The 24,085-nt window shown below is 44.1% G+C and carries 26 protein-coding genes and 4 riboswitches; of the genes, 7 read left to right on the top strand and 19 right to left on the bottom strand.

Translation table 11 applies throughout. The annotated features are described in order from the left end of the window. Window positions 1-2: 2 nt before the first annotated feature. Window positions 3-194, bottom strand: a complete 192-nt coding sequence (locus KP77_RS06260; RefSeq protein ID WP_041121816.1) for a hypothetical protein — start codon at window positions 192-194, stop codon at window positions 3-5. 450 nt (window positions 195-644) lie between these two features. Beyond that, entirely contained in the window at window positions 645-1,253 is a 609-nt protein-coding gene (locus KP77_RS06255) for a hypothetical protein (protein ID WP_041121815.1), read from the bottom strand. 388 nt (window positions 1,254-1,641) lie between these two features. Between KP77_RS06255 and KP77_RS06250 the strand changes: the two genes are divergently transcribed. Together KP77_RS06250 and KP77_RS06245 are read left to right on the top strand one after the other, a co-directional pair. Then, a complete protein-coding gene (locus tag KP77_RS06250; protein ID WP_041121814.1) occupies window positions 1,642-2,199 on the top strand; it encodes an HAD-IA family hydrolase in 558 nt (185 codons plus the stop codon). Between the two features lie 84 nt (window positions 2,200-2,283). Continuing rightward, a complete protein-coding gene (locus KP77_RS06245; protein ID WP_041121813.1) occupies window positions 2,284-2,613 on the top strand; it encodes a YolD-like family protein in 330 nt (109 codons plus the stop codon). Window positions 2,614-2,664: 51 nt separating this feature from the next. On the opposite strand, the gene KP77_RS06240 is transcribed toward KP77_RS06245, so the two are convergent. Next, window positions 2,665-2,985, bottom strand: a complete 321-nt coding sequence (locus tag KP77_RS06240; RefSeq protein ID WP_041121812.1) for an SCP2 sterol-binding domain-containing protein — start codon at window positions 2,983-2,985, stop codon at window positions 2,665-2,667. A 174-nt stretch (window positions 2,986-3,159) separates the two neighbouring features. Beyond that, the gene (locus tag KP77_RS06235) at window positions 3,160-4,461 is read right to left on the bottom strand and encodes a M48 family metallopeptidase (protein ID WP_041121811.1); all 1,302 of its coding nucleotides are present in this window, start codon (window positions 4,459-4,461) and stop codon (window positions 3,160-3,162) included. Between the two features lie 171 nt (window positions 4,462-4,632). Between KP77_RS06235 and KP77_RS06230 the strand changes: the two genes are divergently transcribed. From KP77_RS06230 to KP77_RS06220, 3 genes are all read left to right on the top strand, one after another. Further along, window positions 4,633-5,061 carry a hypothetical protein gene (locus tag KP77_RS06230; RefSeq protein WP_041121810.1) on the top strand — a complete coding sequence of 143 codons (429 nt, stop codon included), beginning with the start codon at window positions 4,633-4,635 and terminating at the stop codon, window positions 5,059-5,061. 78 nt (window positions 5,062-5,139) lie between these two features. Further along, window positions 5,140-5,307 (top strand): hypothetical protein, encoded by a 168-nt coding sequence (locus KP77_RS06225; RefSeq protein WP_041121809.1) that lies wholly within the window; start codon window positions 5,140-5,142, stop codon window positions 5,305-5,307. Further along, window positions 5,300-5,884, top strand: a complete 585-nt coding sequence (locus tag KP77_RS06220) for a Fic/DOC family protein (RefSeq protein ID WP_041121808.1) — start codon at window positions 5,300-5,302, stop codon at window positions 5,882-5,884. The genes KP77_RS06225 and KP77_RS06220 overlap by 8 nt, the downstream gene beginning before the upstream one ends. Window positions 5,885-5,916: 32 nt before the next feature. Here the strand turns inward: KP77_RS06220 and KP77_RS06215 are convergent, their stop codons facing one another. The 8 genes from KP77_RS06215 to KP77_RS06180 all read right to left on the bottom strand — a co-directional run bounded on the left by KP77_RS06215 (window position 5,917) and on the right by KP77_RS06180 (window position 12,953). After that, on the bottom strand, window positions 5,917-7,368 hold the full coding sequence (locus tag KP77_RS06215) for a PAS domain-containing sensor histidine kinase (protein ID WP_041121807.1): 1,452 nt from the start codon (window positions 7,366-7,368) through the stop codon (window positions 5,917-5,919). Window positions 7,369-7,511: 143 nt separating this feature from the next. Then, window positions 7,512-7,997 carry an energy coupling factor transporter S component ThiW gene (thiW, locus tag KP77_RS06210; protein WP_041121806.1) on the bottom strand — a complete coding sequence of 162 codons (486 nt, stop codon included), beginning with the start codon at window positions 7,995-7,997 and terminating at the stop codon, window positions 7,512-7,514. After that, on the bottom strand, window positions 7,994-8,638 hold the full coding sequence (thiE, locus tag KP77_RS06205; protein WP_041121805.1) for a thiamine phosphate synthase: 645 nt from the start codon (window positions 8,636-8,638) through the stop codon (window positions 7,994-7,996). The genes thiW and thiE overlap by 4 nt, the downstream gene beginning before the upstream one ends. Then, the gene (gene thiD, locus KP77_RS06200; protein ID WP_041121804.1) at window positions 8,628-9,452 is read right to left on the bottom strand and encodes a bifunctional hydroxymethylpyrimidine kinase/phosphomethylpyrimidine kinase; all 825 of its coding nucleotides are present in this window, start codon (window positions 9,450-9,452) and stop codon (window positions 8,628-8,630) included. Before thiD ends, thiE begins: the two co-directional genes overlap by 11 nt. Then, window positions 9,452-10,216 (bottom strand): hydroxyethylthiazole kinase, encoded by a 765-nt coding sequence (gene thiM, locus KP77_RS06195; RefSeq protein ID WP_041121803.1) that lies wholly within the window; start codon window positions 10,214-10,216, stop codon window positions 9,452-9,454. The genes thiD and thiM overlap by 1 nt, the downstream gene beginning before the upstream one ends. A 1-nt stretch (window position 10,217) precedes the next feature. Continuing rightward, window positions 10,218-10,895, bottom strand: a complete 678-nt coding sequence (tenA, locus tag KP77_RS06190; RefSeq protein WP_041121802.1) for a thiaminase II — start codon at window positions 10,893-10,895, stop codon at window positions 10,218-10,220. A gap of 166 nt (window positions 10,896-11,061) precedes the next feature. Further along, a riboswitch (TPP riboswitch) is annotated at window positions 11,062-11,168 on the bottom strand. 13 nt (window positions 11,169-11,181) lie between these two features. Then, complete coding sequence (lipA, locus tag KP77_RS06185; RefSeq protein WP_039807743.1) at window positions 11,182-12,123, bottom strand: lipoyl synthase; 942 nt, start codon at window positions 12,121-12,123, stop codon at window positions 11,182-11,184. After that, complete coding sequence (locus KP77_RS06180; protein ID WP_041121801.1) at window positions 12,120-12,953, bottom strand: lipoate--protein ligase family protein; 834 nt, start codon at window positions 12,951-12,953, stop codon at window positions 12,120-12,122. The genes lipA and KP77_RS06180 overlap by 4 nt, the downstream gene beginning before the upstream one ends. Before the next feature lie 75 nt (window positions 12,954-13,028). Continuing rightward, a riboswitch (TPP riboswitch) is annotated at window positions 13,029-13,128 on the bottom strand. A gap of 318 nt (window positions 13,129-13,446) precedes the next feature. Here KP77_RS06180 and KP77_RS06175 point away from each other — a divergent pair. Continuing rightward, the gene (locus tag KP77_RS06175) at window positions 13,447-14,346 is read left to right on the top strand and encodes a phosphotransferase (protein ID WP_041121800.1); all 900 of its coding nucleotides are present in this window, start codon (window positions 13,447-13,449) and stop codon (window positions 14,344-14,346) included. A gap of 49 nt (window positions 14,347-14,395) precedes the next feature. On the opposite strand, the gene KP77_RS06170 is transcribed toward KP77_RS06175, so the two are convergent. Beyond that, complete coding sequence (locus KP77_RS06170; protein ID WP_041121799.1) at window positions 14,396-15,478, bottom strand: C45 family autoproteolytic acyltransferase/hydolase; 1,083 nt, start codon at window positions 15,476-15,478, stop codon at window positions 14,396-14,398. 63 nt (window positions 15,479-15,541) lie between these two features. Continuing rightward, window positions 15,542-16,339 carry an EcsC family protein gene (locus tag KP77_RS06165; protein WP_041121798.1) on the bottom strand — a complete coding sequence of 266 codons (798 nt, stop codon included), beginning with the start codon at window positions 16,337-16,339 and terminating at the stop codon, window positions 15,542-15,544. Window positions 16,340-16,461: 122 nt separating this feature from the next. Between KP77_RS06165 and KP77_RS06160 the strand changes: the two genes are divergently transcribed. Beyond that, window positions 16,462-17,454: a potassium channel family protein gene (locus KP77_RS06160; RefSeq protein WP_041121797.1), complete on the top strand. Its 993-nt coding sequence runs from the start codon at window positions 16,462-16,464 to the stop codon at window positions 17,452-17,454. Between the two features lie 36 nt (window positions 17,455-17,490). Here KP77_RS06160 and KP77_RS06155 read toward each other — a convergent pair whose 3' ends face one another. The 5 genes from KP77_RS06155 to KP77_RS06135 form a co-directional block, all read right to left on the bottom strand. Next, window positions 17,491-17,943, bottom strand: a complete 453-nt coding sequence (locus KP77_RS06155) for a flavodoxin domain-containing protein (protein ID WP_041121796.1) — start codon at window positions 17,941-17,943, stop codon at window positions 17,491-17,493. Beyond that, window positions 17,940-18,977 (bottom strand): ribonucleotide-diphosphate reductase subunit beta, encoded by a 1,038-nt coding sequence (locus KP77_RS06150; protein ID WP_407637913.1) that lies wholly within the window; start codon window positions 18,975-18,977, stop codon window positions 17,940-17,942. The genes KP77_RS06155 and KP77_RS06150 overlap by 4 nt, the downstream gene beginning before the upstream one ends. Before the next feature lie 9 nt (window positions 18,978-18,986). Then, a complete protein-coding gene (locus KP77_RS06145) occupies window positions 18,987-21,257 on the bottom strand; it encodes a ribonucleoside-diphosphate reductase subunit alpha (protein ID WP_041121794.1) in 2,271 nt (756 codons plus the stop codon). A gap of 259 nt (window positions 21,258-21,516) precedes the next feature. Next, a riboswitch (cobalamin riboswitch) is annotated at window positions 21,517-21,717 on the bottom strand. A 197-nt stretch (window positions 21,718-21,914) separates the two neighbouring features. Further along, a complete protein-coding gene (locus KP77_RS06140) occupies window positions 21,915-23,216 on the bottom strand; it encodes a Na+/H+ antiporter NhaC family protein (RefSeq protein ID WP_041121793.1) in 1,302 nt (433 codons plus the stop codon). Window positions 23,217-23,432: 216 nt separating this feature from the next. Beyond that, window positions 23,433-23,538, bottom strand: a riboswitch (SAM riboswitch). Between the two features lie 93 nt (window positions 23,539-23,631). After that, entirely contained in the window at window positions 23,632-24,084 is a 453-nt protein-coding gene (locus KP77_RS06135) for an SRPBCC family protein (protein WP_041121792.1), read from the bottom strand. Window position 24,085 lies beyond the last annotated feature (1 nt).

The following is a 24,085-nucleotide window of genomic DNA, read 5'->3' as shown; positions in this document are numbered from 1 at the left end:
TATTAAATCGAATCAAACCCATCTTTGAACACTCGCCCGAATAGTCTGAACAGCAAGTATATCAGACGGAATGGCAGGATCACTAACTCAGGAACCCAGATCAGAACGTCTGTCAAAACGTCCAAAAAGTTATATCTTCCTTCATCTTTACGTTTCTGCGATCGTGCAGCTTTCTTCTCACGCCATCTTTTCATCAGCTCCACCTCTCCAAGCCTTTTTTCTTTTTACGTTCAGATAACCTGAATCGTTTCAAAAATAATCGGATTTGAGAAAAATTTCTATTTGATAGACTCCGTTAAATCTGGCTGTTGATTTCCGCTGCAGGGGGAACGCTTTCCGCATGAGCCGTCATTTTGGCTCCGGTTCAATCGAGCCTCCTCAGCGCGGGGCGCTTGCGGGGTCTCACCTGTCACGCTTCTCCTGCTGGAGTCGTCCCCCTTCCGCTGCAATCACCAGCTGTGCTAAAACAACATTGGTCTTTAACAAAGCTATTTAATAAAATATGATGGCTTCCACTATGATGAACGGTTGTGACCGGTAAATCACCAATGATGACCCGTATCCCGAGGAATATGACCTGAAAACCTCCTCTCGCCTCTATACAAACAAAAAAACACTGCCCCATCAATTTACTGGACAGTGTTTCAACGGTTTATCTCATGATTGACTTCTTTATTAAACCGCTCAACAAGCTCACTCTGATCGCTTGTCTCATATGCTTTTTCCAGCTCCGGCTTCAGCTTTTCCCACATCAGATTTTTCTCATATACATCCTCATCAAATTCATGGTTCAGCTGCTCGACCGTTAACCCAAGAATATCAGCATAAGCCAGTTGGAGAGGTGATTCATACAGGTTGGTAATATTATTAATGTATTCATCGAGTTCATCCCGGCTGATAATGATCCCATACTTTGTTGAGGCAATGTTTTTCCATGCCAGGTCTTCAGCAAGCCGCTCCCTGGAGATTTCAAGTACTTCTTCCTCTGACAGATCTTCTTCATAATACAGTGCTTCTTCAGCAAGCGTCCTGATAATCCACTTTTCAAGCACAACGCCTGCTTCAAAACTTTTAGCTTCCTGCGTAATATGACTCATAACCTGACGATAATCTTCACGGGCATAAGAGTCCGTCATATTAGATAGTTCTTCCTGACTTTTCATCTCTATATCCGCTACAGCACTTTCTTCCGGGGCACATGCAGTTAGGAAAAATACGAGTCCGATAAATAAAATAATGATCGATTCTTTCATGAATACAATGCACCTCCATTTTAAATTTATTCGACAAATAGAGACTTAAGTCCTTCATAGATTATTAAAAAACATGAAAATATATTCACTTTTCAAAATTTTATTACAGTTTAATTATTGGCTTTGGAATAAGAGATCAGGTATAACGAAAAGAAAGATCATTTTTTAAATGAAAGCTCTGTTGAATTTGGCTGTTGATTTCCGCTCCAGGGGAACGCTTTCCGCATGAGCCGGTTTTTGGCTCCGGTTCAATCGAGCCTCCTCAGCTTCGCCTGCGGGGTCTCACCTGTCACGCTTCTGCTGCTTGAGTCGTCCCCTGCAGCGAGGATCAACAGCTGTGCTAAAACAATAAGCAAATTTAATAAAGCGTAATTGAAAGGGGTATTGGATGAATATACTTTGGGATTATGATGGAACACTTTTTGATACCTACCCTGCCTACGCAAAAAGGATGAGCCTAGTGCTGAATGGCGTATCAGAGGAAGACTGCTACACACAGTTAAAAGTATCTGCAACGCATGCAATCAATCATTTTCGAATGACTGAGGCGCAGATCAATGAATACAACCTGCTCATCAGCAGGATCAGCCCCGAGGAGATGCCGCCGTTTGATCATGTGGAGGATGTACTGAAGCAGGCAGACTATAATGTGATTATGACCCATAAGGATCAGGAAGGTGCACATAAGGTGCTTGATTACTACGGCTTCACAACCTATTTCCGTGAGATTGTGACTGCAGATCATGGCTTCCCGCGTAAACCTGACCCTGCTGCATATGAATATCTTCACAACAAGTACCGGATCGATCTTGCAGTCGGTGACCGAGAGCTTGATATCATTCCGGCAAAACAGCTCGGCATGTATACCTGCTTATTTCAAAATGATAAACCGGCCGATTTTCATCTTAAAAGCTACAGAAATTTCTTTGACGTCGTTATTTTTTAGCGATTAATTGTGAAAATCCATCACTTACCTATTTACAAAACAGAACAAACGTTCCTATAATGATTGAAAAGGGGCGTGACAGACATGAATAAAGACCGCGGCACAATTAAGTGGACTTCGATGATGCTGCCTGAACATGTGAAGATGCTGAAGGATTTCTATGAAGAGATGGAGCATGAGACTAAGCCTGAACTTGATGAGCAGATGTTTGATATGATTTTTCTCGGGATCCAGGAAGCACTTGAATTCAAACAGCAGGTTGACCTCAAAATCTTTGAACACAACAGACGTGATAGTGTGAAGGGCATCATTACTTTGGTTAACTACCAGCAGCGTTACTTATTAATGACAACGAGCGGGCATATGAAAAAGACCATTCCTTTTGATCAGGTAATCGGTCTGGAGGTCTGCTGAAAAAAACCGGTCCGCTTTGGCGGGCCGGTTTTTGATATAAAAAACACTCTTTTAAAAAGTATATTCACTCAGCAAAGACTCAAGCTTCAAAGCATACCCCATCTTACCATCTACTTTCAGCTTTCCAAACATGAAAGCACCTGAAGCGCTCAGGTCCCCTTCTATCATCTTTACGAGATCTTTTTCACTCAGCTTCAGCGTACAACTCGGCTGCGCAGTGCCTGCTTCTTCAATATAAGCTTCCCCATGCTTCAGGACCAGCTGCTTCGCCTCCCCATCTTTCAGCTGAAACTCATAGCGGACGTTTTCATCCTGAATCGGCTCCGGATTTGCATTCATTGCCGTCGTAATTCTTGACCATATCTCTGACATCTTTCCATCCCCTTTTGTGAATTGAATGACTATTCACTCATTTTATCATAAAGTTCCTTTTTAAAAATACTAAACGTCAAAAAGTGTTGATGAATGCGGGGTCGACATACGCGGAAAGCGGCTTCCCGCCTAAAGGCATAAAAAAACCGGGACATATATCCCGGTCTACGCTTCCTACTCTTTCACCCAGTCAAAAAACTCTTCTTCATCCGCTGCGCCAACATAATCCATCGGTGTCTCACCGTATGGATCCGCCATAGCCGGGTCTGCCCCGTAGGTTGTCAGCAATGCTGCTAATTCACGGTCATCATAACTGACAGCAGCCATAAGCGGCGTTGAGTAATCATCACTGTGGTTTGGATCTGCTCCTGCTTCAAGTAAAAGTGAGAGCATCTGAGCATCCCCGTTATAAGCTGCATACAGCAGTGCAGTTGTCCCTTCATCATCTGTTTCTTCAAGGTCAGCACCTGCATTGATCAGTGATGCTGCCTCATCAATATCACCAATTGCTGCAGCATTCATTAAAGGAGTTGCACCAATATCTGTGTCCTCGAACTCCTCATACATTGTATTCTCTGCAGACGTCACATCGTCCGGCAGCAATGAAGCAAACACAACGCCGGCAAGCGTCAGGGTCACAATCACCGCGATATAAGCCCCTGCAAGTCCACCAAATAACAACCCGGCTCCAAGAACGATCCTCCCAGGCTGCTGACTGTACGTATAGCCAGTATCAGGGTTCATAAAACGCTCGACTGATAAGATTCTTTTTGGCAGCAGCGGATGAGTCGACAGGATTTCACTCAGCCAGACTGCACCATTGGATTCCGAATGGATCTGCTCCAGGTAAGCATCCTCATTCACTTCGCGGTACATGACCTTCCCAACGCCTAAAAGCGTCAGTGCTCTCTTTGCCGCTTCAGCATCCCTGATCTGATAAGCTGCCTCTCTATCACACGTATACTCGCATGAACGGCTATAAGCCTGCGATAGAAACGGAATAAACTGAGCAGGTAATGTCAGGATATTTTTCCATACGTGATTGCGTTTGATATGTGCAAGTTCATGGGCAATAATAAAGTCCAGCTCTTCCTGACCGTTTTGTCTTGCCAGTTCAAACACTTCCGAATATACCACAATCATATTACGGCCGAAAAACCTTGTTGCAAAAGCATTCAATGCACCCTCAGACTGAATCACAAAGAAGTCAGGCACTTTCTTCAGCCCCATCTCCCTTGATAAAACAGCCGCGCGCTCATATACGTCTGCAAACTGCCTTTCACTAACTCTTACACCGTTGCCCCGGATTGACCCAAGCATCAGCGCGTTCATAAACAGCACCACCGCAAGTACAGCAAGCGCAATCCCTATTCCTACAATGGAGACTGCTGCTGCAATGTATACCATGACACTGAAAATAATAGACAAGATAAAATAGACAGTCTCTCTTTCTGATTTAATCCTTTGTTGATTCAATGTTCTTCCTCCCGTATATGTATGATATTGACAAGCATTTCTAAATATTAGCTGATCCCCTTTAAAAATACAATACAAAAATAGGGTAACAGGCTGAATCACCCGTCCGGATTCAAATCAATCTTCTATATGTGATAGGATATACTCATCAGGTTTGAAAAGAGGATCGGTATGGAACATATCAGAACAAGAACAAAACGAGTGACTAAAAAAGGGGTTGTCGGGATTCAGAAATACGACATCCGCAAAGAGAATGAAACATATTATGTATTTTTCAGTTCAAAATCCCAAAACAGCCATCATTACAGTGATGAAGAAATCGTGGGGGAATATGATTCGCTTGATGGGGCACAAAGTTATTTGAAGGAGCATATGGGTGCTTTCGATTCAAAGCCGCTCTCATATAAAGTGGGATTCAGTGTAATCAATCTGATTATCTCTTTAATGGCCGGATTTTTCTTATACCGGTTCAGTGAAGATCTGCTCAGCAATATGGGTATAGCTGCCGATACTGCTCAACTCGCCGGCATAATAACAGGTGTTGTCGCGACCTTTATCAGCCTGCTCATTATTAACCGGATTATAAGCCGTCTGAGCTAATGAAATCAGTCCTTCCACTGCTTTTCGTGGTATAATAAAAACAGATCAATGAACTCATTTAAAGGTGGGAACCGCTGAATGAAAGACGTGAAAATCGAATCACCGGAGTTTAAACGGATTATGAAAAATCTGCATTTGGAAAACCTGTCTTTAAATGAAGGACTGCAGGAGAAAGTGCTTGAAACAGTGAACGCAGATAAGCCGATTACACCGGCTGTGATCAAGGATTTGCTGTCGCGTGGATAAGTACATCAGCAGTGAAAATGATGATTTTCTGCTGAAGCATAACCTCCTTGGCGTCACGGATGAAGAATCTCTCATGGAAGCTGAAGCACTTACATTTTCTCTGCGCGCAGCAGAATTTGTGAGAAAGCAATATGAGGTTTCTTCCTTTGATGTACAGAGCTTTAAAGATTTGCACAGGCACTTTTTTCAGGATATTTACCCGTTTGCGGGAAAGTTCCGAACCGTGCAGCTGATGAAAGGCAATACACGTTTTTGTCAGGCACAATACTTAGACAGTTATGCCGACCGGATATTTAAAGCTCTTGCAGCTGAGAAGGAGTGGCATACGCTTGAAGAAGCAGCTGAAAGACTCGCATATTTTAAGTCAGAGCTGAATATGCTTCACCCTTTCCGTGAAGGCAACGGCAGGACAATCCGCTCCTTTCTGCATGAATATGCCCGCTCAAAAAGCATTGAATGGCAGTATGACCAGCTTGACAGAACTGAATATATTCAGGCAATGATACGCGCAGTTACGGATCCTGCCGATCTGCAGAAGCTCTTTATAGAGACCATCAGCTTTATCAGACAATCCTGAAAAAACGTTCAGCCTCATGACTGAACGTTTTTTTAATATGGCAAAACCAGTTCCACTGTTGTACCTGCTCCGAGCACACTTGAGATCTTCATCTCGCCATGATGAAGCTTCATAATATTATGGCACATCGGAATACCGAGTCCGTTGCCTGTTTGCTTAGTTGTAAAGAATGGTGTATCAATTTTTTTCAGTACCTCTTCACTCATGCCTGGCCCATCATCTTTCACAATAATCGCCATCTTCTTTTCTTCATAAAGATATGATATATGAATCCGGCCACCGCGATCCATCGCTTCAACTGCATTCTTTAACACATTCATAACGACCTGTTTGATCTGATTTCCCTCACATAACACTTCTGCAGAAGGATGATGACTATTGCAGCTCAACTCGACATTTTTCATTGTAAATTCCGGCTTGAGGAATTCACATACACTGTGCACGAGTTCCTCAATTTTATAAGGCATCATTTCAGCTTTTTTTGGCTTTGCGAGCATCATTAATTCATTGACAGTATATTCGATCCGGTCAATTTCTGATTTGATAACAGAAATATATGTTTTCTTATTCGGCTCAGTTTCCCCTTCTTCAAGCAGGGCAGTGAAACCTTTCAGAGAAGTAAGCGGGTTACGGATCTCATGGGCAATCCCTGCAGCAAGCTCTCCTAAAACAGATAACTTCTCTGACCTGAGAACGAGTTGTTCAGCTTCTTTCGCCTGCGTAATATCATGACTGACAAAAATGAATGTCGATTGTCCTGCATCATTAACAAATGGGAAAACTTGCGCGTTCACCCATTTGATTTCTCCATCTATGTTTTTTAGCTGCACCTCTCCGGACCAGACCTCACCCTTATACACTGTCTCCCACATCGCATCATAAAATGAATCCGGATGGCACCTGGCATTCAGGACATCCAGACTTTTACCGATTACATCACTTGGCTTATGCTTCATCAGCTTCCCAAACTGTTCGTTTGCATATAGAATATTTCGATCGCGGTCAATGAGCGTGACAATTGAAGACTGATCAAGTACGTGCTTCAGGTAATTCAGTTCGCTGACAGAAAGTTTAAGCTTCTTTTCAGTTTCTTTCAGCTTTTCTTCGACTTCCACACGCTCTGTTACATCCACTTTGTAAGTGAAATATCGATATGGCTTCCCCTCTTTATCCAGAACCGGAACAATCGTTGAGTTTATCCAGTAAGGTGAACCGTCTTTCTTACGGTTCAGGAGTTCTACCTGAAAGATATTCCCCTGCCTGACCTGATTCATCGCTTCTGCTAATTTCTGTGCATCATGGGACTCATGGAGCAGCTTTGAAAAATGAGCGTTAATGATTTCATCAGAAGTATACTGAGTCACACGGCAGAAATTTTTATTTACATATTCAAAATGTCCACTAAGATCTATGAAAGCAACAATCAAATGATGGTCGACAGCAGTTATAATATTTTCGATCGATAAAGAATCTGAGTAGGGCATTAGCTCGTTCCTTTTTTACTAATAATAATACGATCAATGGGTATATTTGAAAAGGGTAAATTGACAATATTTTATAAAAAAATGTTACCATACTCTCTCTATCCCAGTCATACCAACGGAAAACATACATCTATTATATTTCTTTAAATTTGAATAGGATTCCCTACTCTTTTTAACCGCTCAGATAAAATAAAACCAATCGTTGCACCACTGATACTCGACACCAGAAACGCCGGCATAAAAAAGAACGCACCCGCTTCTGTTCCCATTAAAACAGCTGCATATGGAACAGCAATCAATGACGCGAGAATACCGGTTCCGATCATTTCACCGACTGCTGCTGCCCACACCCGGCCGCTCCACATATAGAACAGTCCCGCAAGTGCTGCCCCAATCATACCTCCCGGGAACGCAAGCAGTGAGCCTGTACCTGTCAATATCCGAACCAGACCCGTCACAAAAGCAATCACAATTGCAGGGCCCGGACCAAATAAAACTGCTGCGATGACATTCACGGCGTGCTGAACCGGATAAGCTCTTGCTACACCGGCCGGAAATGACACAAACGCTGATCCGGCAACTGCAATGGCGACTAACATCGCCATGATGGTCAATTTTTTTGTGCTCATAAGCGCTCTCCTTTGTATGAATTCATGATCCGCTTCACTTCCATTTGTACATCGTTTGCTCCAGCAATTGCTGAGATCACTGCGACTCCTTTTGCACCTGCATCCCAGACAGGTCCTGCATTCAGCGCAGTAATTCCGCCGATTCCCACCACCGGCATTTCAGGAAAGCGTTCTCTGACTTTGAGAATTTTTGTGACACCTGAAGGTTCTTTAGCATCCGGTTTACTTTTCGTGCCATAGACCGGCCCCATTCCGAGATAATCAGCACCGCTTCTGATTGCTTTTTCAGCTTCTTCAATTGAATGCACAGACACACCAAGGATCATCCCTTTTCCCATTCTCTCTTTAACAGTTAATGCATCAGCATCCTCCTGACCCACATGAATACCATCAGCGCTGATGGCACAGGCAAGTTCTACATCATCATTCACAATGAATGGAACCTTCCATGTCCCGCATAGTTTCTGACACTGGATGGCAAATTCTGTTAGTGACTGTCCTGTAAGTGCACCCGGGCCTTTTTCTCTTAATTGAAAATGAGTGATCCCCCCTTCAAGCGCCTTTTCAAGTATGTGCAGCGGGTCCTTGCGTCCTGCATCTGCGGTACCAAGAATGAAATAAACGGATGGCTTACTGAACATAGCGGATCGCCTCCTTTTGCGTATGATGTCTGTAAGCGCCGTGATTAGTCGGTCCATGACCGGCACCAATATTTAAAGCGTGTTCAATTGCACTTTGAATGAACTGCTTTGCTGTCAGGAAGGCATCCGGAAATGAACGTCCTTTTGCCAATTCAGCAGTGAGTGCAGCTGAGAATGTACATCCTGTGCCATGTGTATGCTTCGTCTGAATCCGCGGTGACTTTAATACAAGGGTGCCACCGAACTGATCCAGATAAAAGTCTTCTGTAAAGTCAGGGTTTTTTCCATGTCCCCCTTTGATTAATACACCCTTCGCACCGCTTTGAAGAATTTTCTCAGCAGCATTACGCCTTGTGCGGGCATCGTGGATACGAATACCGCTTAATGATTCAGCTTCAGGAATATTTGGTGTTACAACGGCTGCGAGGGGAAGAAGATCCTGAAGAAGCGCATCTTTTGCCTCCTCCTGCAGCAGGCTGGCTCCCCCTTTAGCAATCATGACAGGGTCGACAATCAGATTCCGCCAGTTATAATGTCTGATCCAGGCTGTCACTGTCTGAATTGTTTCAGCGTCAAAGAGCATGCCGGTTTTCAGCGCTGCAATCTGAAAATCCTCACCAACTGCCTGCAGCTGTTTTTCAATATTTTGAACCGGTACAGGTGCGACGTCTGTCACACCAAGTGTGTTCTGGGCTGTCACTGCTGTGACCACAGAGGTCCCGAACACAGAAAGTTCCTGAAAGGTTTTAATATCTGCCTGAATACCTGCTCCGCCTCCAGAATCTGAACCTGCAATCGTCAGTACCTGCTTCATCACGCTCTTCCCCCTATTTGATATTTGCTTTCATTGATTGTAGAGATCGCGTTGATAAAAGCGATCTGAAAGCTTCCCGGCTTCTCGGAAATAGCAGCCGCTCTTTCACCAGCTTCCCCGTAGAATTGAACAGCTTCCGCCACGGCATCTGCTGATTTCTCCACACTCAGGAAAGCACCTGTCACGCTTGACAGTAAACAGCCCATACCAGTGACTGATGCCATGACCGGATGACCGGCATGTATCTGATGTATAATGTCTCCGTCTGTTACGATATCTGTTTCTCCAGTCACAGCCACAATGAAGCCGTACTTCCTGGCCGCGTCCACTGCAAGTGCAGTCAGGTCAGCGTCTCCTTCACCTGCATCAACACCTTTTGCAGACCAACCTTTACGCATCATTGCTGCGAGTTCACCGGCATTACATCTGAGCGCTGTTACGTTTACTTCTTTTAAGATTTTATCTATGACTGACAATCGGTAAGCTGTCGCACCAGCTCCAACCGGGTCAAGCACAACAGGAACACCCTTTTCATTAGCAGATTGTCCGGCAGCAATCATACTTTCAACTGAACGCTGATTAAGAGTACCTATATTGAGTGACAATGCGTCTGCAACAGCAGCCAGCTCCTTCACTTCTTCAATCTCATCACCCATCACTGGAGAGGCCCCGAGTGAAAGCAGTCCATTCGCCTGGAAATTAGCCACCACATAGTTAGTGATACAGTGAATCAGCGGTTTCTTTTCTCTCACCTGTTGAATCATCTTACACACGCTCCTTTGTTTGAATTGTCCAGAATTCCATCGTCCAGGCCTGCTCCCAGAAGTTCCATTCATAATAACTGCTTCTTCTGAAGTGAGTTTTCAACTCTTTAATTCTTTCATCAGGAAGACCTTCAGCCAGCTCATTCATTCTGTTCATCTGCTCTTTTACCAGTTCTCCAAACCATTCAGAACCGTAAGTTCCGATCCATTTCTGATAGATCGGGTGGTCAGGGTTGGCACCTTTTAATCTTTCTCCTATCTCATAATAGAGCCAGTAACAGGGCAGGATTGCTGCAAGTACATCTGCCAGATCCCCTTCAGCTGAACGGTACATGTGAGAAACATAGGCATAAGCAGTCGGCGAAGGTTCAAAGGCTTTCCAGTCTTCATCAGTCACACCAAGCAGCTCCATAAAAGATTCATGCAGTGCCAATTCTGCAGCACACGTCTGCTCTGAATGATGCGCAAAGCTTTTCGTTGTCTCCAGATCCATGGCTTTCACAGCCCCAATCGCCTGTACTTTTGCAAAATGCGTTAAATAATACGCATCCTGCATCACATAAAACTTAAAAACATCCAGTGGCAGTGTTCCATCAGCAATCCCTTTTACAAAAGGGTGCTCAAAGCTTGCTTCCCAAAGCTGATTACATTCTTCTCTTACCTCAGTACAAAATGTCATTCGTGTCACTCCTCAAATTTATATTGACCAATTTAGGTGGCACAGCAGGGACGGAGCTTAGTGAGTCATTTTTATAATGATTCTAAAAGTGGCACAGTTAACTCCGTCCCCCCTGTGCCTCAATAAAAAACGCCGCTTCCCAAAATAGGAAGCGACGTATACAAATAGGTTCATACGTCCACTTCCCTACGCTGGTATGATCCAGATCAGGTTCAAAGGGTCCGGACTTTAAGTCCGTCTCAGCCGGTTCAACCGGCTCCCCCAGTGGGTTAACTGTATTCAATTTTTACTGCAGATTGTCTACTGTTCTGCCATCTGCTTCAACGCCTTTTAAATACTTAATGCGGCGCTGGGCAGATGTTTCACTTACCTGCTCATCTGCGTGGTAAGAAGAACGCACCATCGGCCCTGCTTCACAATGCTTAAAGCCTTTTGAAAGTGCGATTTCCTTCAGCTCAGCGAATTCATCAGGGTGATAGTAACGTACTACATCCAGATGCTTTTTCGTTGGCTGCAGGTACTGACCGAGCGTCAGGATATCTACATTGTGTGCACGCAGATCATCCATTGCTTCAATCAACTCTTCTTTTGTCTCACCAAGACCAACCATGATACTTGATTTGGTCGGGATATTCGGTGCAATTTCCTTTACACGTGCAAGCAGTTCAAGTGAACGGTCATACATTGCACGTGCCCGCACTCTTTTCGTCAGGCGGCGGACCGTTTCAATATTGTGATTGAAAATATCCGGCTCAGCATCCATCAGTGTATGAAGGCTTTCGTAATCACCTTTCATATCTGAAGGCAGCACTTCAACCGTACAGCTCGGCAGGCGGCGGTGAATCGCGCGCACTGTCTCAGCAAACACTGCAGCCCCTCCGTCATTCAAATCATCACGCGCAACCGCTGTGACAACGACGTGCTTTAAGCCCATCATTTCAGTGGATTCTGCCACACGTTCAGGCTCTCCCCAATCAAGCTCATTCGGGAGTCCAGTCTTAACCGCACAGAATCGGCACGCTCTCGTACACGTATCCCCAAGAATCATAAATGTGGCTGTCTTACGTTCACTCCAGCACTCGTGAATGTTCGGGCACTTCGCCTCTTCACAAACTGTGTTCAGCTTTTTCTCACGCATCATTTTCTTCAGCTTTTTATAGGAATCATTCGTATTCAGCTTCACCTTCAGCCATTCTGGTTTACGCACATGTTCTTTTGCATTTGTCATACTTTCTGTCTCCCTTCCCGCTTATAGCTCCATTCTTCACTCTTATACTTCTCCTCAAGCTCTGCTGCTTCTCTTAACATCTCTTCTGGTGGTGTAAAAGGTTCCAGGTCTATATCCAGTCCTTTTAAGAACCCTTCTTTGAATGCATGCTTCACTTCATCAAATGTAACTGGCTGCTCAAGTACATCATTAATAGCAACAGCTCTATTTGTAAATGCACGCCGTGCCCGCTCCTTCACTTTTTCATTAGGATAAATGAATAAATCAAATAATTTCTCAATATCCATAGAAATCGGTATAGAGCCGTGCTGCAGAATCACGCCTTTTTTACGCGTCTGCGCACTGCCGGCTGCTTTTTTACCATCAACCATCAGCTCATACCACGATGGCTCTTCAAAGCAGACTGCTGATCCTGCCTGCTTCTTTTTTTCTTCAGGAATTGAGAATTCAGCCGGTATCCCAAGCGCTCTGTAGCCCTCAAGAATCCCTTTTGATAACACAAGATAAGCCTCTTTAATCGACTTAGGCATTGCAGGATGGTCTTCAGACACAAGCACGCTGTAAGTCAGCTCATCATCGTGAAGAACTGCTCTGCCACCGGTTTGCCTGCGTACAAGTTCAACTCCGTACTTATCAGCATTTTCAAGATCTATACTGCCGCCGACTTTCTGAAAGAATCCGACTGAAATACCCGCCGGCTTCCATCCATAAAACCTTAGCACTGGTGGAATCTTACCTTCACTATGCCAATTCATCAGCACTTCATCCATTGCCATATTAAAAGATGGCGTGCCGTAACCGGAATCAAGAAAATACCATGTCTCTCTCATCGTCTGCCTCCCTTCTTCTTTTACACAAAAAAACACCACTTCCTATTAAAGGAAGTGGCTTTTACATGTAAATAACGTTATGTAAGCATACTTCCCTCCGCTGGCATCATCCAGATCAGGTACAAAGGGTTCGGCAAAAGCCTGTCTCAGCCGGTTGGCTCCCCCAGTAAATTAAATTAATGAAATTGTCAGTTAAAGAGTATCACAGTCGCTTTAATAAAGCAAAGCTGTTTTTGTGTTACAGAAACTGTTTCATACTAATACAGCCCTTTTAGAATTCCATTGTAATCGCATTCAACGCTTTCATTAAAGCAAAAAATATTTTCACATCTGTTACATAAATTTCTGTACTATCACAATAACAGGAGTCATTTCACGACAAAAGATATGCATGTTGGGTCAAAAGACTAAATCGTTGATAATTGGAAATCATTCTGTTCAAATTTTCTCTGCGGGGATGTATGATGGATGGTGAGAAAAGGGGGAATGACATGTGAATCCATGGGATGCAACACACCCTGTGCCAATTGAAAAGGCAAAAGAAAAAATTGAGCGTGCATTTCCTCAACTAAAGCCTGTTCAGGTGGAGCCGTGCGGTACCGGTTTTGATCATACAGTATACGAAGTCAATCAGGAATGGGTATTCAGATTCCCGCGGAGACAGCTGGGCTATGAGGCTATGGAGATTGAAAGAAGAATGCTCATCAGTCTGGAAGCATTGGCGTTTGACGGCGGCTATGACTATCCAAAAGCCGTTTTCTTCAGGGAATCGGAAGGAGAGGATTATCCTTATGTGGGATTTACTCATATAAAGGGCCATGTACTGACTGAAGCGTCTGATACAGATCTTCTTCATCAGGAAGCAGCAAGGATCGGACAGTTTCTTAAAAAATTGCATGCACTGCCTGCAAACTACGTGGATGCAGATCCTGATCATCTGCTGCGGTTATCCACTAAGCTGCGTAAAAAGCATTTTTATAAGATTGCAGAGGAAGCTGGATCAGTAATACCCCAGGCACTCTATGAAAAGCTTGAAAATTATATCATTGACCTGAACGAATGGGAGAATCCTGAGGGCTCAGTGCCTGTCCATGGAGATCTGCACCCCAAGAATATGATTGTTCAACAAGGCGTACTCACAGGATTGATCGACTGGGGTGATGCGCATATTGGTCACCCTGCCATTGATCTGTCTATCGGGTATGCCTGTATGACAGCCGATGTACGCGAAATCCTTTTCGATGCATATGGCGGAGTAGATGAACGGACGCGTGAGCTCGCGCGCTTCAAAGCTGCTTTTGTGATGACTGTTCTTTTGCGCTATTCAAAGGATACGGATGATAAAGACGTGCTGAGGTGGGCGCTTGCCGGATTGGAAAAGTCCCTTGAGTAAAAAGCGTCTCAACAGAAATAAAACGGATAAGCCCTCAGGCTTATCCGTTTTATTTCCCCACTTTACTTTTTCCGGCACTCCAATACGCCCCTTCATCCATATGAACGAAAGGAATATCTGTATCTACAAGACCTGTAATTTTCTCAAGCTGAACGTCTTCTCCATCAAGCCATTTTGCAAAATCAAATTCAACCGGCTCCTGATCTCCGCCGAGTGCGAACCACGTTTTCATTTCTTCAGGCAGGTAACCTGACGTATGAATGGTTCCGGCCCACTGACTGTAAAGATCTGAAAAGACGCCCTTATCTGTATCGTTCATCAGACGGAATGCATCATAAGCCGTCTTCAACCTGGCGCGGTTATTGTTCATCGCATCGAGCCGCTTTTTTGAATCAACAAGATGATTTCTATTTTCTTCTTTCATAATTTCAAAATGATTCGTACACACTTTTGACTCGCGTACAGCCACCCCGCGCGGAGATGTCTCAATTACATATGTACGGTTGCTTCGGTCATGAACGGTATAGCTGAACGAATGCCGGTGCGGAATCTCTTTTAGCATTGCCACTGCCTCATCCACATTGGCGCACGCTTCTAAAATCAAACGTCCGATCGTGCAGCAGATGAACCCGTCACCAGGCTTTTTGCGATGCATGAAGTTATACCCCATCGTCAACCCATGCTCATTCATCCCATCCATCCGTCCTGTAATACGCTGCGTTGGACCTGCAATGGCATAACCCGTATCAGTCGGCTGATAAAAGCTGTAGCGTCCTTCATAGGTTTTTGGCATGTAATCATAGTTTCTGATCAGATAATTATCTCCCGTTAAGATCGAGCATCCGGAACGTTTGTAATCGGTTCTGTAACCGCCAAACTCCATCATTACCCGCTCCATCGGCCACTCAAGTGCATCACGGAGTCCAAGCAACTCTTCCCAGACACCAGGAGCTACTCTTGTAATGGCATCCTTCACCTCATGCTCCTCCACTTTAAATCTCGGAATCCTTACTTTCCACTGTTTTTCACGGTTTTTAACAGTCAGTGAATCTCTCAGCTTCTCACCCTGAAAAAAACCAAAGTCATAGTGCGTTCCCCTGAATTGCAGAATGTCGCTATGCACAGATTTCATTTCATATGTCCCCCAGTATTTAGGTTATAGATACAGTTTAACAGTCTGAGGGAGTTCTGTCCCCTACTCCGCTGTCTCCAGCCGCTCCATAATCTTCCGCTTCTGATAGAGCATCGTACCGGTTTCAGCCAGCTCATCTATCATCGTTCTGTTGATGAGTGCACCAATCAGAATGCCTGCGATCGGCACAATCTGCAGCAGCTTTTTCAATCCGAACTGTTCAGTAAAGGTAAGCGTTACTTCACGCCAGCCCTGGATTTGCGAAATCACATCATTTGATTTTGAGCCCTGATGATAGTTTGACAGCTCTTTTAGAATCGCTTCTTTGCCAACTACATCAGAGGTTGAAAACTGCAGACACTTAATGATGAACACCCGCTCTTTTTTGTCATCAGGATCATAGCCGTGCATCAGTGCAATTTCCTGAAGCGTTGTTAATGAAAGTGTCAAAATAGCAGGAATATCAATCGCGAGTGTGAAGATCCCGCCTACTCCTGTACTGGCTCCCTGTGCAGTGGCAGTATTTTTCATACGTGCGGCAACTTTCAGCGATGCTTTTTTCATATCTTCGAGCGGTACGTGCTGAAAATCTTCTTTCGCATGGACTGTATGACCGGTTGTTTTTTCAAAAAAGCGGTACACTCTTTTTTCACTGGCGAGATATCTGCCGCCTGTCTGAATAAAGCTGCCGATCTCATCAAGCAGCATCCCGATTTTTTTCTGAATAAATTTTGGTGTTAACTTATCAAGTAATTTAAAAGGCAGTCGCATCAGTTTATCCCAAAACCATCCGCCACCTTGATCTTTTTCCCATTTCTGAATGCCTGCTAATTCATTTTCCAATACGATTCTCGATTCCATCGATCACTCCACCATCCTTATGATAACTGTACGTATGTATATCCTTCCCGGTTTCACACCTGTTTAAAAACAACGATTAGGGAAATAGCAGACTATAAGGTTTAACAGAGGAGGGCTGCAAGATGAATGAACTGTATATGTGGATTGGCATAGCCCTTTTAGCGATCGCACTCATTGATTTTATCTGGACGACGCTGTGGGTTGAAGGCGGGGCTGGTCCTGTGACAAACACCTTTTCAAATGGGGTTTGGCGTGTGATGAAAGGAATCAGCATGGGAAACTCCAGCATACTGAGTCTTGCCGGCCCGCTTATCCTTGTCATGACTATTATCATCTGGGTCATCATGTTCTGGGCAGGCTGGACGTTGATCTTTGCAAGTCAATTTGGTTCACTGTTTAATACACAAAATGGACTGCCCGCAGACTTTATGGACCATATTTATTTTACAGGCTATGTTTTCTTCACACTGGGTAATGGCGAGATTGTTCCAAACGGTGATAACTGGAAAATACTGACGACCCTAGCTACAGGGACAGGGATGTTCTCGATTACATTTGCTGTGACCTATCTATTGTCAGTTTTAAGTGCGGTCACACAAAAAAGAGCTTTTGCGCAAAGTGTGAGCGGAGTCGGCAAAAGTGGAACGGATATTGTGACCTCCGCCTGGAATGGCAGAGACCTTCACAATCTTGACCTGCTGCTGAATTCTTTTTCAACCGAGCTCAGCAAATTAACTGCGCAGCATCAGGCATATCCGATTCTCCATCATTATCACAGTATCAATTCAGAGACTGAAGGCGTAGTTGCCGTCAGTACACTGGATGAAGCATTGACGCTGATAGAGAAAGGCGTTCATAAAAAGGCATGGCCCAATGCGCTGCTGTTAAAAGAAACCAGATCTTCTGTTGAAGATTACCTGAATACGCTTAACGGGACATTCATCAGGTCGTCAAAACATGCGCCTCCTGTACCTGACCTTGCGGAACTGAATAAAGAGGGTATCCCAGTGGTAGGAGAAAATGAATTTCAAGCTGCCGTAGAACAATTATCATCACGCAGAAAAAAGCTGCTTGGACTGATCGAAGACAATAAAAGCAACTGGCCTGGCAGCTAAATTAAAACCGTTGGGAATCGTTTATCCCCAACGGTTTTAATGTGCACTTAAAAGTATACGTTTTCGAGCGATCAGCTTATCTATAAATAAACTGCATTTTTCAACGTCTGACTGCTGCGGTGCCAGTTCAACTTTTAATGTCACCGCAAGATCAGTCTTTGCATGCAGCATATCCCTGAAACGGTCGACTGCTCCGCAATAATGCGGATAACACTGATCCCCCGTTCCAGCGACTCCAGTGACCAGACGCCACAAATCAGCACGTTCAAATGCTTTAAATAAAGGAATCATTTCCCTCGGCAAATCACCGCTGCCCCATGTATAAGTTACGACTATACATGCTTCATAGGAGGACAACTTTTGCACATGAACGTCCCCAACCTCAACATAATCTGTCTCATTACCAGCCTCAAGGCTTTTTTCATACAGGATGTTCGCAAGCCGTTCTGTATTACCGGTTCTGCTTGCATACACAATCAGCGTTTTCACAGCTCATCAAATCCATTTGAAGAGGACACCTTTGTATACGTTCTCGACTTCTGCTCAAAGAAATCAGATTTTGTTTCATTCATCATTTCATCACTGAACACCTGAATCCACGGCATCGGATTCTGTATCTCTTCAAAGGAGTTTTCAAGGCCAAGCTGTCTCAGACGTTTGTTCGCCAGATATTCTACATATTGCTCAAATTCATTAAGATCAATCCCATCAATGCCAGCTAAGATCTCACGGGACCACTCTTTTTCCAGTTCAACCGCCCTGCCAATAGACTGATAGATATAATCAATGTTTTCAGCAGTATTCAGTTCAGGATTTTCCGCTAAAAGAATTCTGATAAACTGTGACATGAAATATGCGTGCTGCATCTCATCACGCTGAATATAACTGATCATCGTACTCGTCTTCAGCATCTTCTGATTGCGCGCAAGGTGATAAAAGAATGCAAAGCCCGCATAAAAATAAATGCCTTCGAGATTGATAGAGTTGACCGCAAGCTTAAAGAGGTTTTCTGCAGTTGGCTGCTCTCTAAACTGCTCATAAGCTTCTAAAATGTATTCATTGCGTTTTCTCACAATCGGATCTGATTTTGCCTCGTTAAAACGCTGATTCTGTTCACTCAGCGGCACAAGCGAGCTTAAAATATAGGAATAGGATTCATTGTGTACCGCTTCCTGCTGTGAGATTACCGCAAAAATCGCTTTAAAGCTCGAGTCCGTTACATAATCCATCACCTGGTTCATTGTTGGTGTTTGCAGACTGTCGAGTGAGGCCAGCTGTGTATTAATGCGAAGGAAGATATCCTTCTCCTTTTCACTCAAGTGATCCCACTGTTTAATATCATCCTGCATATTAATCTCCTGTGCTTTCCAGAAGTTTGACAGCAGCGTCTGATAAAGGTCATACATCTGCGGGTGGGCAATATCATTCCAGTTCAGCAGACCTGAATTTTCCCCATTAATAATACCTGTCGATTTATTCGGATGTTCCGGATTCAACAGCTTCATTTTTGTTAATGTCATCATTATTCCTCCTCAGCTGTGGCACGCTTCGCATTCTTCAATTTCTGCCTGTGATGTACTTCTGACGTAATACGTTGTTTTCAGCCCGTTCTTCCAGGCTGCCATATGCATATTCAGGAGTTCCTTTGCTTTGATCGTATGCTTCACATAAAAGTTAAAGCTGATCCCCTGATCCACATGTTTCTGACGCGCAGCATTCTGACGGATACTCCAGAGCTGATCAAGCTCATGACGGCTTTTTCTATAGTATTCATAGGTCTCGTGATCAAGATCCGGAACCGTTACTTTGAATTTGAAGTTCTTCTTTTCCTCTGCGTACTCAACCGCATAGATCGGATCAATGCCATCTGTTGATCCGCCGATTTTAGCGGTCGATGAATTCGGCGCGACAGCCATTAACCAGCCGTTGCGGATTCCTTGTTCGCTGACCTGCTTTTGTAAGGTGAGCCACTTTTCACTTTGATAGCCTTTTCGTTCAAAATATCGTCCGCTCTGCCATTCCGATCCTTCGAACTGACTGTATACGCCCTTTTCCCGAGCAAGACTGCTGGAAGCTTTAATTGTTTCAAAAGCAATTGTTTCATACAATCTGTCTGCATATTGAACAGCTTCATCTGACTCCCAGTGAATATATTCAAGTGCCAGCAGGTGGTGCCAGCCGAATGTGCCAAGGCCGATCGCCCGGTATTTCTTATTCGTCCGCTGTGCCTGACCGACTGTAATCTGATTCAGATCAATCACATTATCCAGCATTCTGACCTGAATCGGAATCAGCCTCTTAAGCACATCACCTTTCACAGCGCGTGCCAGATTAATAGATGAAAGGTTACACACCACAAAATCACCCGGTTTACGGACAATGACTATATTCCCTTCCTCATCCTCGTACTCTTTCGTAATCGTTGTAGCAGACATATTCTGTGCAATTTCCGTACACAGGTTGCTGCAGTATATCGACGTTCTGCCTTCTTCCAGCTTATTCGGGTTCTGACGGTTCACTTCATCGCGATAAAACATATATGGAGTCCCTGTTTCAAGCTGAGATACCATGATCCGCGCCATCATATCCATTGCGCGGTATGTCTTTCTCGGCAAAAGTGGATGCTTGACCGCTTCTTCATATTTCTCAGTGAAATAATGATGATCCGTTTCATCGTAGAAGTCTTCAAGTCCGAGCGGCTGACCTTCAGCGTCTTTCCAGCCCATGATTGTTTTCACTTCATGCGGACAAAACGTATGCCACTCGCCGATACTGCGGCCCGTTTCATCAGTCTCCTCCAGCTTTTTCATAAACAGATCAGGGATTGACACGCCCGTAAAAATATCATGCGCTTTTCTTCGCTCATCTCCGTTATTTGTCTTCAGATCCAGGAAACCGTTCATCATATCTTTATGAAACACATCCAGATAAACGGCAACCGCACCCTGGCGCTGCCCAAGCTGATCAACACTGACAGCTGTATTATTCAAAAGGCGGATCCACGGAATCACCCCGGATGAATTCCCTTTGAACTTCTTAATATCAGAACCAAGCGCCCTTACCTTCCCGTAGTAAACGCCGATTCCGCCTCCGTCCTTACTTAGCCGTGCGATATCCCAGTTGTTTGTATAAATACCATCGAGAGAATCCTCCACTGTATCAATAAAGCATGAGGCGAGCTGCCCTGTCTTTTTACCGGCATTGGATAAGGTAGGCGTTGCAACAGTCATATAAAGATTGCTCATAGCCCAGTAGGCTTCTTTGACAAGCTTCAACCGCTTATCGCGCGATTCATCCTTCATTAGCAGCATGGCAATAATCATCAGCCGCTCCTGGGGCAGTTCATACAGGCTGCGGTCATGATCGCGTGCAAGATAGCGGTCTGCTAACAGAAAGAGTCCGATATAGTTGAACAGGTGATCTTTTTCAGGTGCAATCTCAAGGTTCAGTTCATCGATTTCTGCTTTTGAATATACGTTCAGTTCTTCGGAGTAGATGTCTTTATGTATCAGCGTCTGGATCAGGTGATGGAAACTGCCGTACTTTTGTGCAGGGTTGTATTGTCTGTTCGCAGCTGCCTGTTCGTATAAGCCATCCAGATAGAGTCGTGCTGCAAGGAACGTCCAGTCCGGTGCGTCCATCGCAACACGGTTCAGTGCATAATGCATAGCAAAGTCACGGGCATTATCCTCTCTTTGTGTAAGCTGATGCATGAGTTCAGTTGCATTGAGCTGATGAGTGACTGCTGCGTCTTTAATTGTCTGCAGCGTTTGTTGGAGATTGTGTTTTTTAGTTACGGTCATGATTGATCCCTCCGATTTTAAGTATGTTAATAATCTTTCCAAGAACCGCTGACCCTTTCCGTGGGAGTCTGCGCCTTCCGCTCCAAGGGATCAGCTGAATTCTGCCAGTACACCTGAACAGGTTTACCTAAGTAAGTGAATACGAAAAGACCGCCTATCCAGGATAGGCGGTCAGCAAACGATTCGCATTATAAGAACACAGTCCCTGGTTGGGACCTGTCTGATAAAGCCATCGTTTCTTTCCTCACACCCCGAAGAAATGAAAACAAAAAATAAGACAGGTCTCCTGACTTGTGCGTCACTCTACTTTGAACCCTTCCCGTATCAGCACCCTTTTACAAGAGCTCTCTGATACAGTGGACTGTTCATTTCGTCAGCACATACAGTTGCGGGGGCAGTTACGGTTTCTCACCGGATTCCCTTTTAAGCGATCTCTCGCATCTTATCTTTTGGCAACACTATATGTTGTATGTTTATCAAATTCAATTACTATATATTGTATATGGGTATGATACATGATTCGGATTTTTTGTGCAAGGAGAAAGATGAGAAATTTTTTGAGTTGAGGTGTTTATGAGATTATGCTGGTTGTTCACAAGATTACACCAATGGTTCATGAGATCATAACTTTTCGTGCAGCCCTTCATATTTTACTGATCACGCGGCCTTATTTTTAAACCTCGGAAATTGAAGCCCTATTGCAATCGCACCTGACAATGCAATCAGAATCGGATAGATACAGTATGGAACAATTTCAGCAGGCGAGATCCCTGCAACTCCTGCGACTGCCAGCAGCTGGGCACCATAAGGAATGATCCCCTGCACAGAGCTTGAGAAAATATCGAGCAGGCTGGCTGATCTGCGTTTATCAATATCATACTCATCTGCGATCTGCTTAGCCAGCGGACCTGCAGTAATAATAGAAATTGTGTTATTGGCTGTTGCAAGATTTACAGTACTGACAAGCCCCGCAATACCGGCTTCACCACCTTTTTTCGACTTCACACGAGTTGTTACAGCCTGTAGGAGGAATTCAATTCCGCCATTCGCTCTGATCAGTTCAACGAGGCCTCCAAGTAGAATCGCGATCATCGCAAGCTCCTGCATATTTGAAAAACCTGTTCCAATCAGACCGATCAAGTCCATAAAGCTGTACTGACCGAGCGCTAAGCCGACAACACCTGCAAAGATAATACCACCGAGTAAAACAAGAATTACATTTGCACCGGCAACAGCAAAAATCAGTACGCCGAGATACGGTAACACCTGAATCAGATTGTAAGGATTGTCTCCATCGATGGAAGCGCTGTTACCTGTTGTCAGCACCCCGAAGATAATCGCTGTAATAATGGCTGCTGGCAAAACAATAAAAATATTCGCTTTAAACTTATCCTTCATTTTTGTACCCTGCGTACGGACTGCTGCAATCGTTGTATCGGAAATAATCGATAAGTTATCACCAAACATTGCCCCACTGACGATCGCACCCATAGCGAGTGCCACACCGATATCTGTCTGTTCTGACAGACCAAGCCCGATTGGTGCAAGTGCAACAATTGTTCCAACTGATGTCCCCATTGAAATGGAAATAAAGCACGCGATAACGAATAACCCAACAATCAGCAGATTCTGCGGTAGCAGTGACAGTCCAAGATTCACTGTGGAATCAACTGCCCCGGCACCTTCAGCGACTGAAGCGAATGCCCCGGCTAAAAGGAAGATCACAACCATTAAAATAATATTTGGATGGCCGCCTCCTTTGGCCAGCTGCATCGTTTTCGTCTGAAAATCTGTTTTCCGATTCATCAGCATTGCTACTAAAATTGCTGTGAACAATGCAACTAATACAGGCATGAAATAAAAGTCGCCTGTTAAAATTCCTGATCCGATAAAAAGTAAGATAAATACGCCAAACGGGATCAGCGCGAGCGGATTGCTTTTAATGTTTTCCTCATTCATGATCCATTGCCTCCTGTTTTAAATTCGTATCCTGTAATAATTAATTAGCTTTGTTAAAGACCAATATTGTTTCAGCACAGCTGGTGATTGGAGCGGAAATCAACAGCCAGATTTAACAGAGCGAATTAATTAGTCACTGTATAAAGGAAATATTTTCCGGACACAAAAAAACCTCTCCAATAAGAAAAAGAAGAGGCTTGAATAAGCAAACAACTTTTCTTATCTCTCAGGCAAACGCCTGCTGGAATTGGCACAGTACTCATCATCTGAGTCCGCTGCCGAGGCTTCAAAGGGCCAGTCCCTCCGCCTCTCATCATAAGAAGATGGTTATGAAATTTTAATGATTGTTGAAATATAAGTGATTCAACCGGATAAGTCAATACATTCATTTAAAATAAGAATATTCAATCACACTTCAGGAACTTTCCGCTTCTTTTTTGACTCTTTCAAGAAATTCGAGTACAACTTTGTTATCCTGCTTTTTGCCGGCAAGCTTCAGCATAGCTTTCCCAACAAAATTGGCCCCCTTATTCTGACCCTCATAGATCAGTTTGGTCTGCTGCTCACTTTCTTTTAACAGCTTAAAAGAAAACGTTGTGTCAAAGGCTTTTCCAAGAATGAAGTTCACCTTCTTATATTTCTCATCCTCATGATCTTCATAAGCAAGGGTATGTACTATATAGGTCTCCACGCGTTTTCCTTCGCCGTACGTTTGCTGATGCTTTGCACCTGCAATGGTTTCTTCTCCCTCCACAAGTTCGTGGGAGATCACTTTTGGCATGATTCTTTTGATGTTTCTATCCTTAAATAACTCCCATACCTGCTCAATATTCGCATTAATCATCGTTTCTTCTTTCCATGTGATCATA

The sequence above is a fragment of the Jeotgalibacillus alimentarius genome (assembly GCF_000829445.1).
GTDB classification, from domain to species: Bacteria; Bacillota; Bacilli; order Bacillales; family Jeotgalibacillaceae; genus Jeotgalibacillus; species Jeotgalibacillus alimentarius.
This window is presented reverse-complemented; position numbering and strand designations above follow the sequence as displayed.